The sequence below is a fragment of the Paenibacillus agricola genome (genome assembly GCF_011440305.1).
Taxonomy (GTDB): Bacteria; Bacillota; Bacilli; order Paenibacillales; family NBRC-103111; genus Paenibacillus_S; species Paenibacillus_S agricola.
The window spans coordinates 277,155-292,000 of sequence record NZ_JAAOIW010000009.1 but is presented as its reverse complement, the minus strand read 5'-3'; the positions used below and the strand labels follow the sequence as shown (position 1 = coordinate 292,000).

Below are 14,846 nucleotides of genomic sequence, written 5' to 3'. Positions count from 1 at the left end.
AAAACAAGTGAGACTACCGATTAAACGGCTTTGGCTGGCTGTGGAGTTTTGGCCGAATGTGGAGCTTTGTCTTTGCGGATCCCAACTGCAGCTGCCCCCAGCACGAAGGTAACTGCGATTACAGCAACAAGGCCCATTACAGCGCCGCCTGCTTTCGGTCCACCAAACAGCAGGTCCATCATTCCTTCAACGGCATAGGTTGCCGGGAACACGACACTGATGTCTTGGTAGAAATCAGGCAGTAGTTCGCGAGGCATCATAGCGCCTGAAGACACCAATTGTGTGGACAGCATAATAATGTTGAAAACCATGCCGGCCGGACCTAACAGCAGCAAGAACAGCTGGGACGTGAATAGGAAGGCGAGCACGAATAGCGCTTGGAAGCCCCATAGTGCCAGAAAGCCATGCGCCACCTGACCGCCGAGCGCCAATACAAGTGCAGAGCCTATGAGCGAAACGAAGACCGCAGCAGCGATATTAATGATGGTACGTGCGCCGAAGCGCTGCCAGCGACTGTAATTAGCAGCGAGCATCATCGACGATGTTTCCAAGTTCATGCTAAGAAGCATGGCGCCCACATAAGAGGCTAGAACCAACATCATCGGTACCATCTGGTTGTTCTGGCCATCGACTTTGTTCGAATAGTTGAATTCGGATGTAACCCGCTCCGACAAAGCTGCCGATGTACCTTGTACCTGATCTGTTGGAAGCTTTGCTTCTGTAAGAACAGCTACCACACCTTGCATAATCGCTTGCTTGTTAACCGTTTCCGTAATTTGAACGGCAATTGAGCTCATGACACTTTTAATCATCTGTGGGTTCGATTCGTTGATGTTGTAAGTCAACTTGGCGCTCCCGTCCTTGGTTGAAACGGATTGGCTGAAATTTGCAGGGATCGTAACGACCATCTGAAGCTCGCGGTCGTTCAGCTGCTCTAGCGCTTCATCCTGGGAAGCCAACGTGACGGTTGAAACCGGCAGGTTCTTCGTTAATTGCTCCGCAATGGCCGGTCCCATCTGCGTATCGAGCGACACGATGCCCACATGAAGCTCCTTCATGCGATCTACATCGGTAACACCGTTATACCCCGTCATCCAGATCACTGAGAAAATGACCTGGAACATTAATGCGGTAATAATGCCAACTTTCGTAAGCGGTTTTTGGAAAAAAGCTTTAATTACATCTCTCATCTTATTTCTCTCCTAAACATATTTAAAATTCGTGGTTGCAGGTAATCCTATTCATTCGAAATCCTATTGTTAATAGGGGGCTAGCTTAGATGTCGAGATCCTCTATTGGGTCATCTTGCAAAGCTCGAAAAGCAGCTTGGTACAATTCATCCACCACGTGCTCTTTAAGCTCTTCCAGAGAAGTATAAACTTCAAGCGTGTACTCTGGTTGTTTGTGCCATATAGACCAAGCCTGTTTCTTTTTTTTCCAAGCTTCGTTCCGTGCGGGGTCGTCCGAATATTTTTTCATCCAATAGGGCACTGTACCATTATCAGCATCTTTCCATTTCATATCAGTACCGATATCATTGTCGTACCACCACTTGGGATGATTTGTAATATAAACTGCGAATGCCCCTTTGGCAGTGTTGTAGACTGTATACCATTGGTGGTCTTCTTTGTTTTCACCCGTCAGCTGGCCTTTCGCAAGTAGTCTACCCCAGAATCGTTTGCTTGTAATAGCCACTTTTCCGACCTTCACAATGATTTCCTCCAGTCCTTCTGCCTTGGCTTCAGCATTTTTAACATACCGACGAAGTGCCTCTGTGATCGTTGCTGACAAGTTTTCACCAGCCAGTTCCTGTGCACGTTCAAAAATAAGTAAATCTGTATCGGATACGTAAATTGTCTTATTTGGCATAAGTAATATCCATCCTTTCTTGAATTTATGATGATCACATATATATGTATAACATACTATACGTATATTAACAACTGCTATTCAAGTACAGTCTTAGCGATACGAGTATGCCTCAAGCTGCTGAATAGAGTACCCGCACCGCTATACATGTCAGGATACATAACATTATAACTAGAATTGTGTTGACGTTTTAAAATGTTCGGGCTATAATTCGTTATGACGATATAACTAATAGAAAAATAGGTTATGAGGGTGATGTTGTGCCGGATTTAAAGAGGGATACTCGATTGCCATTATATATCCAGCTCAAGGATGTTATTGTTGAAAATATTGAAACTGGAAAATGGGTATACGGAGATACGATCCCGACAGAAACGGAATTGCAGAAGCAGTATAAAATCAGCCGTATTACAGTGAGGCAGGCGATTGGAGAACTTGTAAACAGTGGTATTCTGACCCGGATACAAGGCAAGGGAACCTTTGTGGCCGCTCCCAAGCTGGAGTCTATCAGGCCTGAGCTGACCAGCTTTACCCGCGATATGAACGAGAGAGGCTTCAAGACCAAGTCCTATGTGATGGATTTCTCTATAGAAAACTCCAACGAGAGGCTTCAGAGGGTATTTCAGATTGCAGATACCGTCAAGGTCACCAAAATCGAACGTATTCGTTTGGTTAGCGACATCCCGATCGGGATTCATACCACGTACCTCAATACGTCGATTACCCCGCATTTGCAGCTGGACAAATACATTTTAAGTGACGAGTCCTTATATTCAGCTTTACATAACGAGGGAGTCCTGTTGGGCGAGGCTCATGAGACGGTGGAAGCGGTATTGGCCGATCAACAGACATCCGGTTATCTGGATATTTCAGTAGGCTCCGCGGTATTGGCTTTAACCCGGATCACGAGGCTGCAGGATGGCAATGTATTCGAATATTCGAAAATGCTATACCGGGCAGATAAGTATAAATACACCAATGTACTGAAATAAATACAAGTCAGAGAGACACTGGCGGAGCTGCAGAGACAAGGTGGATTTAATTATCCTCAACCCTTATTCTGCGCTTCCAAAATAATACATCATGACGACATGATGTTATAACTTTTAAAGGAGGTGAGGCCTGGAGTGCTGAGAATAATCATTTCGTGGATTTGGAAGCTTGTTGGGAACTAACCGAGTCAGCGGTCGACTTATTCGCACTTGCAAGCAAATGGCTGGAAGTTGGGGTAAACAGCAGGGTTGAAGGCAGTTGATCATGGCTATTCAAATTATGACTATTATGGAGGGTTACTATGTCCGCGACTATTTTTCCAAGTAAAAGCAATGCCGTATTGGATATATTTAAGACAAATAAAGCAATCATTGGTATGATTCACTTAAAAGCTTTGCCGGGTGCGCCCCATTTTAAAGGCGGGAATTTGGACGATATTTTCGAATTCGCTTTACAGGATGTGCGTGCTTTTGAAGAAGGGCAAGTTGATGGCTTGATTATTGAGAATGCCTGGGATTTGCCGTTTTCCAAACCGGAGGATATCGGAATGGAAACCGTTGCAGCAATGACTGCATTGACTGTAAGACTGAAGCAGGCAACCCGCTTGCCGATAGGGATTAACTGCCTGGCTAATGGCGTTATTCCAGCTTTGGCCGTCGCCAAGGCTGCCGATGTTCCCTTTGTGAGAGTCAATCAGTGGGTGAACGCTTATGTCGCGAATGAGGGAATTCTTGAAGGTTCTTCGGCCAAGGCGATGCGCTATCGTTCGAGTATCAAGGGTGATAACATCAAAATTTTTGCTGATGTTCATGTGAAGCATGGTAGTCATTCGATCGTTGCGGACCGCAGTCTGGCTGAGCAGACGCGTGATAATATTTTCTTTGATGCGGATGTGCTGATTGCCACAGGCAACCGTACGGGAGATGAGACCTCAACGAATGAGATAACCGGAATTAAGGACAATACACAGCTGCCAGTCATTGTAGGAAGCGGCATTACCGCATCGAATGCCAGGAAGATTCTGGCACTGTGCGATGGCTGCGTTGTCGGGAGCTCCTTGAAAGTAGATGGATTATGGTGGAATCCGGTCGATGTCGATCGTGTCAAACAATTAATGGAGGTCGTATTCCGTCTCCGCGAGGAAGTAGGTAGTGCCAGGTGACCCAAACGCAACAAACGCAACAAACGGATATTATCGTGTATGGCAGTTTAAATATGGACTTTGTAGCCTATGTTGAACGTCTTCCGCAAACAGGAGAAACGATCTCAACCCGGACACTTCACTTGATACCTGGAGGAAAAGCGGCGAACCAAGCAGTCGCTGCGTCCCGTCTGGGTTCGAAAGTGACGATGGTTGGGCGGGTTGGCGATGATGATCTAGGCGCTAAGATGAAGGGCTTTTTAGAAGTCGACAAGGTGGACCATCAATATGTGAGCTTGACTGCGGGCTCTGAAACCGGGCTTTCCTTGATTCCGGTGGATCGGGCAGGACAAAACACGATTATTACGCATTTGGGCGCCAATGCCTTGCTGACCAAACAGGACGTCGACCAGTCAGGGCCGGCTTTGAAGCGGGCGAACATTGCCATTGTGCAAATGGAGATGGAGCAGGAGGTAGGCGAGTATATCATCGCATCTGCCCACCAGCATCAGGTGAAGGTCATTCTTAACCTGGCACCGGTTGTACCTATTCGATTGGAGACCCTGCAAACCGTTGATTTGCTTGTCGTGAATGAAACAGAAGCCTCTCAGCTGGTCAATGCCGGGGTGGATTCCATCCAAACCTCCATGGATGCTGCAGAAAAGCTGTTTGACATGGGCATCAACAATGTAGTCATCACCTTAGGGGACAAGGGTGCTGTTCTGAAAACACATACCTCCTTGGTTCACTATGCTTCCCCGATTGTTCAGGCGATAGATACGACCGCCGCGGGTGATTGTTTTGTGGGAGCCACAGCTCATTTTTGGACCAGAGATCGGGACCTCGAATCTGCCATTCAAAAGGCGATTCAAGTCGCCGCTTTATCCGTTACCCGTATCGGAGCCCAGTCATCATTGCCAACCATGGAAGAATATCTGGCCTTTTTAAGTTCCCTGGAATCAGATCAGCTTTAGATACCGTCGATTTATGTTATGTAATTTAACACGGAATTCGTTATAATATGACGGATTTTGTTTTTTTATTGACAAATTCCTATTATAGGGAGTAAAATTCGTTATAACAACATGACTAGTTAGATAATGTAACATGTTAATCGTATTGGATAGTATGGACCTGCAGGCCATTTGATTTTACTGAAATGAAGGTAATACAGCATCAGTAGTGGTTATGATGTTATATCGACATGATCTATATTCATTAGGGAACAAGAAAAATGGAGGAATGAACATGAGAAAAAAGCCAATGGCAGTTAGTTTAACACTTCTTTTGACTGGATGCATGCTGCTTGCCGGATGTAAAACCGCGGACCAGCCTTCTGCGGGTGGAACTCCAGCTCCAGCTCCAGCTCCAGCCCAGGCTCCAGCAGTCTCCAAAGCAGGAGGAACGGTGAATATCGCCATATTCGCTTATCCAACGAAGCTCGATCCCAAGTATTCACTGACGATCCAGGAGAAAAACGTCTACCAAAGCTTGTATGACAAGCTGTTGGATATTGATGCAACAGGCAGCCTAGTCCCGATGCTCGCAGAGAAATGGGAAATATCGAACGACAAGAAGGAGTATACCTTCCACCTGCGTCAAGGTGTTAAATTTCATGACGGAACCGATTTTAACGCAGAGGCAGTCAAATTCAACTTCGAGCGCAATATGGAGGAGGATTCTCTAAGACGAAATGAGATCAAGGATGTTGAGAGCCTGACGGTTGTGGATGCCAATACGATTAAAATCGCACTGAAGCAGCCGTTCTCGCCCTTCTTATCCGTATTGACGGAAAAGTCCGGAATGATGGTATCCCCCGATGCAGCTAAGAAAGCCGGCAAGGATTTTGTCAATAAACCTGTAGGTACGGGTCCTTATATGTTCAAGGAAACCTTGAAAGGATCTTCCCTTACACTCGATAAAAATCCGAACTACTGGAAAAAAGATCTTCCTAAAGTAGACAAGCTTGTCTACAAGGTGATAGAGGATTCGAACGTCGCCTTGGTTAACCTGAAAAGTGGTGACGTCGACATCACGGACAAGGTTCCATTCAAGGAGTTGGAAGGACTCGCCAATGACAGCAAAGTCAAACTGGTCAACGATGTGTCTTTCGGAACGAGCTATGTATATTTGAACACTTCAAAGCCTCCGTTTGACAAAAAAGAATTCCGCCAGGCTGTGGATCTGATGATTGACAGGGACGCCTTGGTGAAAATCGCCATCAATGGAGCGGGCACACCGGCGCATTCGCCATTCTCCTCCAGAAACTTTGCTCATGGCAATAATGATCAATATGAAAAACCGAATCTTGACAAAGCCAAAGAGCTTATGAAAAAGGCTGGTATGGACAGCGCCTCATTCTCGCTCAAGGTCGGTACCCTCCCTAAGGACCAGCAGGTCGGACAAATGATTCAGAACATGCTGAAGCCGCTCGGTGTTGAGGTAAAGCTGGAGAAGTTGGAGTATGGCAGTCTAGATGAGCAAATTATCAGCGGTAATTATGATATGGGACTCACAGCCTGGAGCGGCCGCCAAGATCCAGACCAGAGCATCTATGACTGGTTTATTACCAAGGGACCGAGAAACTTCGCGCGTTACACCAATCCGGAACTGGACAAGCTGTTGAATTCCGGTCGTACAGAAGTCGATCAAGACAAAAGGAAGCTAGTTTACGATCAAATTATGAATATCCTGCATGAGGATGTACCTGTCGTATACCTGTACCATGAGAATATTGTCTTCGGCATGTCCAAGTCGATTCAAGGATTTGAATATGTGCCTGATTTCATCATTCATACCGCTAATCTGGGCAAGTAAGTAAAGAGGTGGTTTTTTTATGGCGACAATTGTTAGACGGTTGTTATTGACCTTACCGGTCGTAGTATTGGTCACTTTGATGGTATTTTCATTGTTGCATATGCTGCCCGGAGATCCAGCTTCCGTGATTCTGGGCCAGGAAGCGACACCTGAAGCGATCGCCAACATGAGGGAGACACTTGGTTTAAACAAACCGATCGTGATGCAGTATTTCGATTGGCTGCTGGGTGTGCTGCAAGGAGACCTGGGCCATTCCCTGGTTGACGGTTCTCCGGTATCCGGGTTAATTGCACAATCCTTGCCGGTTACGCTGGAATTAACGGCTGGCACCTTTCTGATCGTTCTTCTGATTGCTATTCCTGCTGGTATTCTGGCAGCTTCCCGCCCTCGTGGCTGGATCGATTACTTGTGTACCATCTTTGCGCTCGGAGGCATGTCGATTCCCCATTTTTGGCTCGGTATGATGTTTATTGTCCTATTCGCCATGAATTTGGGGTGGCTGCCCGCTTCAGGCTATATACCTTTCAGTGAAGATCCATTAGGCAATATAGCGGCTATGATCATGCCGATGGTGGCAACAGGCCTGCGTGAGGCGGCGGTGCTGATGCGTATGATGCGCAGCAGCCTGCTGGAGGTCATGGGTGCGGATTACATCCGCACCGCATACTCCAAAGGATTAAAGGAAAAAAGCGTGATTGTCAGCCATGCGCTGAAAAATGCGCTAGTGCCTGTCATCACAACCAGCGGTCTGATGATAGCCGGCTTGCTGGGCGGGCTCGTCATTACCGAAACGATATTTTCGATTCCCGGCTTTGGCAAGCTGATCGTATCGTCCATCTACAAACGGGATTTTGTGACTGTACAGGGAGCGATTCTTGTATCCGCGCTGTTGGTTGTATTGATAAATCTTGTCGTTGATCTATTGTATGTGATCGTTGATCCGCGGATCAAGCTAGGAAAGGGGACAGGTTGATTTGAGCCAGACTTCCGGCATGACTACGGGCTTGAACTCGCAGCAGCTTCACGATATGGAGAAAAAAGAAAACAGATGGCTGGGCTTTCTACGTGACTTTTCCAAAAACAAGCTGGCCATGGCTGGCGCCCTGATCATTCTGCTGCTGTTGGTGCTCGCTATTTTTGCACCGCTTTTGGCTACACATGATCCGATAACCGATCAAGACTATTCGGCCACCTTGCAAAAGCCGATGGCCGGACATTGGTTAGGCACCGATGATCTGGGCCGTGACGTCTACTCCCGCCTGCTGTATGGTGCCCGGCTTACGATTCAGGCAGCTGTTATATCGGTAGGTATCGCCGTATTGATAGGTGTACCGATTGGTTTGATAACAGGCTACTTCCGGGGAGCCTGGGACGAATGGGTGGTTATGCGAGTCGTCGATGCGATGCAGGCATTTCCTTCATTAATTCTCGCACTTGCGATGGCTTCTGCTCTTGGGGGCGGATTCTATAATGCGATGGCTGCCATTGGAATCGGGTTCATACCTTCCTTTATCCGGATTACCCGTGCCCAGGTGATGAGCGTATCCAATCTGGAATTTGTCCAGGCCGCCAAAGCCATCGGTGCGAACGACTGGCGAATTATGTTTCGACACGTACTGCCCAACTCGATGCCGCCGATTCTCGTGCAGATTACGTTGGCGATGGCATCTGCCATCATCCAGGAAGCGGGGCTGTCCTATCTGGGTCTGGGTGCCAGACCGGAGGAGCCGTCCTGGGGATCGATGCTGTATAATGCGCAGGGATATTTAAACATTGAGCCCTTGCTTGCCTTGTGGCCCGGGATTGCGATATTCCTGGTCGTGCTCAGTTTTAATCTGTTGGGTGACGGAATCAGAGTCGTACTGGACCCTAAGACGAACCGGTAATATTCCGGCAAGAAAATGAGGTGGGATCTGTGGATAATCTCCTGGAAATCAAAGGACTAAAAACCGAATTTATTAGCAAAGGGCGCATCATTCCGGCTGTTGATGGGATCGATATGTCAATCGCCAAGGGCGAAATCATCGGAATTGTCGGTGAATCCGGCTGCGGCAAGAGCGTGACCTCACTGTCCATTATGAGACTGCTGCCCAAAACAGGTGTTAGCATTAAAGAAGGCGAGGTGCTCTACAAAGGCATTAACCTGTTAAACCTGACGGATGAAGAGATGCGCAGGATGCGGGGTAATGAGCTGGCGATGATTTTTCAGGACCCGATGTCCTCGCTTAATCCTGTACGCACGATCGGCTTCCAGCTTTCCGAGGCGGTCATGCTGCATCGCGGGTACTCCGGCAAGCAAGCCCGGATACACGCGATCGAAATGCTCAAAAAGGTTCACATTCCAAGGCCTGACAAAATTATCGACGAATATCCGCACCAGCTCTCAGGCGGTATGAGGCAGCGGGTGATGATTGCGATGGCGATGTCCTGCGAGCCGGATTTGCTGATAGCCGATGAGCCTACCACGGCGCTGGATGTGACGATCCAGGCGCAGATTCTGGATCTGATGCTGGAGCTTCGTAATCGGCAGGGCACCTCGATTCTTTTTATTACGCATGACCTCGGGGTTATTGCGGAGCTGTGCGAACGGGTGTTTGTTATGTATGCGGGACAGATCGTCGAGGAGGCTAATGTCAGCACGCTTTTTGACAATCCCTCTCACCCGTATACGCAAGGGCTGCTGAAGTCAACACCGAAGCTCAATCGTGTACAGGAACGTCTCGACTCGATCACGGGTAATGTGCCTTTGCCGGGTACAGTCAAGCAGGGCTGCCGATTTGCCTCGAGATGTCCTCACACGAAATCGATTTGTCTGGAGCAATCGCCGCCGCTCTTTCAAGTGGCAGATGGACAGCGGAGCCGCTGCTGGCTGCATGCAGAATCGCAGTCGAAGGAGGATCAACACTATGAGTACACTTCTTGAGGTTAAAGGCCTGAAAAAGTATTTTCCGATTCATAAAGGCGGATTCGGTAAGCCGCAGAGCTTTGTCAAAGCGGTCGATGAGGTTTCGTTCGATATTCAAGTCGGGGAAACACTCGGCATCGTCGGCGAGTCAGGCTGCGGTAAATCGACAACAGGGCGGACCATCCTTCATTTAACAGATCCGACCGGTGGGGTCGTGATGTTTCAAGGGCAGAATCTCTCGACTCTGAAAGGCAAGGAGCTCAGGGCGATGAGGCGTCATATGCAGATTGTATTTCAGGACCCGTACTCCTCATTGAACCCACGTATGACGATTGGCGATACACTGGAAGAGCCCTTAAAGCTGCATGGGATCGCAACCGGTGCCGAATGCAGAGATCGCGTTAAGGACATCCTGGAAGTGGTTGGTTTGTCTAACTATCATTATCATCGTTATCCGCATGAATTCTCAGGGGGACAGAGGCAGAGAATTGGTATTGCCCGTGCATTAATTACGAATCCGAAGCTTATTGTAGCCGACGAGCCCGTATCGGCATTGGATGTATCGATCCAATCACAAATTCTTAATTTACTGAGGGATCTTCAGGATCAATTCAAGCTAACCTATATGTTTATATCCCATGATCTGTCGGTAGTCCGGCATATTAGCGATCGTATCGCCGTCATGTACCTGGGCCGTATTGTGGAGCTGTCGACCAAGCATGCCTTGTATGACAATCCACTACATCCTTATACACAAGCGTTGTTATCTGCGGTGCCCAATCCGGATAAACGATTGAACCGCGAACGTATTGTCCTCTTAGGTGATGTCCCGAGTCCGGCCAATCCGCCTTCCGGCTGCTCCTTTCATACCCGCTGCCGTGCCTGCATGGACATTTGCAAGATAGAGAGACCGGAGCTTAAACCAATCGCAGCAGGGCAATATGTTGCCTGCCATCTGTACTAAAGCGGATATGGACTGATCCGCAAGCAGCAAGCCTGCAACAATCTCGAACACGTCAGGTGGTGACTATCCATTGATCCAGCAACAATCGATTACCGGCACCAAGGCTATGGTTGTCAGCCCGCATCATTTGGCAACTGCAGCCGGGGCGCGTATATTGGCCAAGGGAGGCAGCGCTATCGACGCTTCGATTGCCGTCAGTTCCGTTTTGGCGGTTGTTTACCCGCATATGACGGGAATCGGCGGCGATGCTTTTTGGCTGCTGTATGATCGGCAGGACAACCAGGTCAGAGCCTATAACGGGAGCGGCCGATCAGGCGCCGAGGCCAGCCTCGATGCCTTTGACGGAATGGCCTCGATTCCAAAGCGCGGAATCCTTAGCGCCATTACAGTCCCCGGCATGATCGATACCTGGTATGCCGTGCATAAAGAATATGGAAGATTGCCGATGGCGGACATTCTAGAAGCGGCGATTTCTTATGCCGAGCACGGCTTTCCTTTATCGCGTAACCAGATCGAGCATACAGTGACCGAATATGAGCTGCTCGCACAAACGCCGTACACCTCGGATATTTACCTGCCATCAGGTAAACTGCCGAATCCCGGAGAGTCATTCGTCCAGACCCATTTGGCCGCTACCTTAAAGGAAATTGCCCGTGAGGGCAGGGATGCCTTCTATAAAGGCAGGATTGCCGGTGAAATTGCCGCTTTTCTGGGCGAAGCGAAGGGATTATTGACCAAGGACGATTTTGCCGGACACCACGGCAACTGGGTAGCTCCGATTTCAAGCACGTATAAGGGCTACGAGGTTTATCAGATGCCCCCGAACTCGCAGGGCTTCAGCGGTCTGATGGCGCTTAATATTCTGGAGCCGTTTGATCTGGGACAGCGCGTCATACACGGCTCCTTCGAATATTATCACCTGCAGATCGAGGCCCTGAAATTAAGCTTTCGCGACCGGAACCGGTTCTTGACCGATCCCGAGCATGCGTCGGTTCCACTCGAGCGGCTGCTTAGCAAAACCTACGGCTCTAAGCTGGCTTCCTCCATTCGCATGGATCAGGTCTGCTCGATAGAGAGCGAGCCCAAAGGAAATGATACAGCTTATGCCGCTGTCATCGATGAGGAGGGCAACGCTGTCTCGTTTATCCAAAGCCTGTTCTACGCATTCGGCTCGGGTGTAACTGCAGGTGAGACGGGTATTATGCTCCAAAACAGAGGCTCCTATTTCTCACTGGACCCGGGGCATGTGAATGTTTTGAAGCCTAACAAGCGTACTTTCAGCACCTTGATGCCAGCAATGGCCTGCCTGCAGGGCAAGCCTAGTATTTTATATGGTACTCAGGGGGGCGAAGGACAGCCGCAAACGCAGACCGCGATATTCACGCGAATGGTCGATTACCAGATGGACCCGCAGCAGGCGATTAATGAGCCACGCTTTGTATGGGGAACGAATTGGGGAGATACACCAAAGCAGTTGAAGGTGGAGAGCCGGATAGATCCGGGTGTAGTGGATGCTTTGATGCACGCCGGACACAGCGTGCATACTGTAAAGGCATATGATGGCGCGATGGGGCAAGCCCAGGCCATTCGTATCGACGAAAACCGACTTATTAAAGGGGGCTTTGACCCTCGGAGTGATGGAAGTGCCATAGGCTGGTAGCCGATCCGATTAAAAGCATCCCGCTCTTATTTTCATGATAGGATCTGGGTCCTCAGTAGTACTGTAAACGAAATAGGAGCAGATTTCCTAAGTGCATCTGCTCCTTATTTAACGACTAATTGTAAAATACTGATTTATTTCTCGGTTCATTTTGCGTAATCAGAACCTGCCGGTTGTCTTTCGAAATAGCGATTGTTAGATATCAAGTTTACGGTTACCGATCCATTTCACCATTTCAGGATCCCGATGTGAAAAGAACAGGCTCTGTTTCGTATCTAACGTAGGAATCGACTCCATGTCCTCTTGGCTTAATTCAAAATCAAAAATATTGAAGTTTTCAATAATTCTTTCTTTACGAACAGACTTTGGAATTACAACGACTTCTCTTTGTGTCAACCACCGTAAAACCACCTGAGCAACGGATTTATTATATTTTTTAGCTATGGATACCAGTACTTCATTCTGGAACAAGTTATTTTTTCCTTCAGCAAAAGGCGCCCAGGATTGGATTTGAACATGGTTCTCTTTCATGAATTCCGCACTTTCGATTTGCTGATTGAAAGGGTGCGTTTCAACCTGGTTTACGGCAGGAACTACTTCATTATGAATAATCAAATCGATCAGACGATCCGCATGGAAGTTACTGACGCCAATTGCACGGACCTTTCCTTCGCGATACAATTCCTCCATAGCGCGCCAAGAGCCATACACATCGCCAAATGGCTGATGAATTAAATACAAATCCAAATAATCCAATTGCAATCTTTCCAGTGATTTTTCAAATGCTTTTTTTGTGCGCTCATAGCCAGTATCCTGAACCCAAAGTTTCGTAGTGATAAATAATTCCTCTCTTGCCACACCACTCCGTTTGATCGCTCTGCCAACTGCTTCTTCATTTAGATAAGAGGCAGCTGTATCAATCAGTCGATAGCCTGCGATAATAGCGTCATAAACGCTTTGTTCACATTCATTTTGATCTGTAATCTGAAAAACACCAAAACCGAGTATAGGCATCTCAACACCATTGTTCAACATTACTTTTTGCATATAAAATCCTCCTGTTTTTTAAAATTATTTGTAAATCGAATTCATCATAATCTGAGATTATGAATTGTGACGTACCGACCAAAAGCTTATAAGGGTCAGCATGTAAATTTCCAAGTGTTGCTCATAGCAATGTATTCTCTCCGGCTTATCCCATCCTTATTATGCACCAGATGACAAAGCGACCGTTATCCCATTCGTGTCAAATGTTTGCCTAATCCTCTCACTACCACTTATGTAACAGACAAATATCATGATAATGAATGATATGGGATGGAGAAGGGAGGGTTGACCGCCATAAGCCAATGTGGAGATCCATAGGTGCAACCACTCTACCTTAAGAGCCATTTTAACAGAGGATGGTCTAGTTGGAGATGTTTTTGCGCTTTCTGTAGCCCTTCTGGGCAAGAGGGTCACGCGTGGACGTTATGGTCATATTTTTCCTTGAGACGCTTTATGTCTGCTCTGGGAGGAGAACCGAACATCCGAGAATATTCACGGCTGAATTGGGATGCACTTTCGTAGCCTACCCGGAATGCTACATCAGCGGCATCTGCTGACTCGGCTAGTAAAAGGCGCCGAGCTTCCTGCAATCGCAGCTGTTTTTGAAACTGAATAGGGCTCATAGCGGCTACCTCTTTGAAGTGTCTGTGAAATGAAGAAATACTCATACTGGCCGTTTCTGCAAGCTCTTCAATTCGCAAAGGCTTCTCACAGTTATTCGTAATTTGTTCGATAGCGTCCCTGATTCGATAGGTGCTGCTTCCTTCCATTGCGATTTGTGCCAGTGCAACTCCATATTGCCCTTGCAGAAGCCTGTATAGAATTTCCCTTGTGTAGATGGGAGCAAGGTACGGAATGTCTTTGGGCTGTTCCAGCAAACGAGCTAATCTGAGTATCGCATCCAGTATAGGTAACTCGATCTGTCCGACATACATAGCTCGCTTAGCGTTTTCTTTCGGGGTGATTTGAATCTCAGAGTCATTTAAAACCTCTAAAATTTGACTCTGTGTAAATTCAAGTTTGAAACTCACATACGGAGCGTCGGAAGAAGCCTTTATGACCCGGCCGATCACCGGCAAGTTCATGGATGAAATCAGGTAGTCGGCAGGGCCATACTCAAAACGCTCCTGTGCCAATAATATCTCTTTTAGACCTTGAGCTATGAAACATAAGCAAGGCTTGTAAACTCTGTAGACGGGTCTGGTCACATTAGAGCGGTGAATAAAAAATAAAGATGGGATAGCGGTCTCGTAAACTCCCTCCAGACCCGAATGACGCTCAATTAGTTTGGCGAGCTCAACCTGCTGTTTTAGTATTTCCTCACTCATAGGCTCCTCCTTGTTGTTGTATCCTTTTTCAATTATAAGGCATGTACGTCTGTAACGTAAGTGGGAGTGAGAGAATTAGGCAATCATTTAAGACAATTGGGATACCGATCTTTTTTTATTTA

General features: G+C 47.6%; 13 protein-coding genes. 9 read left to right on the top strand and 4 right to left on the bottom strand.

Features of this window, described 5'->3' with window-relative positions; translation table 11 throughout:
• Positions 1–20 precede the first annotated feature (20 nt).
• Together G9U52_RS23835 and G9U52_RS23830 are read right to left on the bottom strand one after the other, a co-directional pair.
• Positions 21–1,190: a YhgE/Pip domain-containing protein gene (locus G9U52_RS23835; protein WP_166153143.1), complete on the bottom strand. Its 1,170-nt coding sequence runs from the start codon at positions 1,188–1,190 to the stop codon at positions 21–23.
• An 85-nt stretch (positions 1,191–1,275) separates the two neighbouring features.
• Complete coding sequence (locus tag G9U52_RS23830) at positions 1,276–1,869, bottom strand: EXLDI protein (RefSeq protein WP_166153142.1); 594 nt, start codon at positions 1,867–1,869, stop codon at positions 1,276–1,278.
• A gap of 287 nt (positions 1,870–2,156) precedes the next feature.
• On the opposite strand from G9U52_RS23830, the gene G9U52_RS23825 reads away from it, so the two are divergent.
• From G9U52_RS23825 to ggt, 9 genes are all read left to right on the top strand, one after another.
• Positions 2,157–2,861: a GntR family transcriptional regulator gene (locus G9U52_RS23825; protein WP_166153141.1), complete on the top strand. Its 705-nt coding sequence runs from the start codon at positions 2,157–2,159 to the stop codon at positions 2,859–2,861.
• A gap of 302 nt (positions 2,862–3,163) precedes the next feature.
• Positions 3,164–4,024 (top strand): BtpA/SgcQ family protein, encoded by an 861-nt coding sequence (locus tag G9U52_RS23820; RefSeq protein WP_166153140.1) that lies wholly within the window; start codon positions 3,164–3,166, stop codon positions 4,022–4,024.
• On the top strand, positions 4,021–4,977 hold the full coding sequence (gene rbsK, locus G9U52_RS23815) for a ribokinase (RefSeq protein WP_166153139.1): 957 nt from the start codon (positions 4,021–4,023) through the stop codon (positions 4,975–4,977). The genes G9U52_RS23820 and rbsK overlap by 4 nt, the downstream gene beginning before the upstream one ends.
• Positions 4,978–5,251: 274 nt before the next feature.
• Positions 5,252–6,820 carry an ABC transporter substrate-binding protein gene (locus G9U52_RS23810; RefSeq protein ID WP_166153138.1) on the top strand — a complete coding sequence of 523 codons (1,569 nt, stop codon included), beginning with the start codon at positions 5,252–5,254 and terminating at the stop codon, positions 6,818–6,820.
• 19 nt (positions 6,821–6,839) lie between these two features.
• Complete coding sequence (locus tag G9U52_RS23805) at positions 6,840–7,793, top strand: ABC transporter permease (protein WP_166153137.1); 954 nt, start codon at positions 6,840–6,842, stop codon at positions 7,791–7,793.
• 1 nt (position 7,794) lies between these two features.
• Complete coding sequence (locus tag G9U52_RS23800; protein ID WP_243767517.1) at positions 7,795–8,706, top strand: ABC transporter permease; 912 nt, start codon at positions 7,795–7,797, stop codon at positions 8,704–8,706.
• 29 nt (positions 8,707–8,735) lie between these two features.
• A complete protein-coding gene (locus G9U52_RS23795; RefSeq protein ID WP_311764912.1) occupies positions 8,736–9,743 on the top strand; it encodes an ABC transporter ATP-binding protein in 1,008 nt (335 codons plus the stop codon).
• Positions 9,727–10,689, top strand: a complete 963-nt coding sequence (locus G9U52_RS23790) for an ABC transporter ATP-binding protein (protein WP_166153136.1) — start codon at positions 9,727–9,729, stop codon at positions 10,687–10,689. The genes G9U52_RS23795 and G9U52_RS23790 overlap by 17 nt, the downstream gene beginning before the upstream one ends.
• A gap of 106 nt (positions 10,690–10,795) precedes the next feature.
• Entirely contained in the window at positions 10,796–12,349 is a 1,554-nt protein-coding gene (gene ggt / locus G9U52_RS23785; protein WP_166153183.1) for a gamma-glutamyltransferase, read from the top strand.
• A 195-nt stretch (positions 12,350–12,544) separates the two neighbouring features.
• On the opposite strand, the gene G9U52_RS23780 is transcribed toward ggt, so the two are convergent.
• Together G9U52_RS23780 and G9U52_RS23775 are read right to left on the bottom strand one after the other, a co-directional pair.
• Positions 12,545–13,396: an aldo/keto reductase gene (locus G9U52_RS23780; RefSeq protein ID WP_166153135.1), complete on the bottom strand. Its 852-nt coding sequence runs from the start codon at positions 13,394–13,396 to the stop codon at positions 12,545–12,547.
• A gap of 410 nt (positions 13,397–13,806) precedes the next feature.
• Positions 13,807–14,724 (bottom strand): AraC family transcriptional regulator, encoded by a 918-nt coding sequence (locus G9U52_RS23775; RefSeq protein WP_166153134.1) that lies wholly within the window; start codon positions 14,722–14,724, stop codon positions 13,807–13,809.
• Positions 14,725–14,846: the final 122 nt, after the last annotated feature.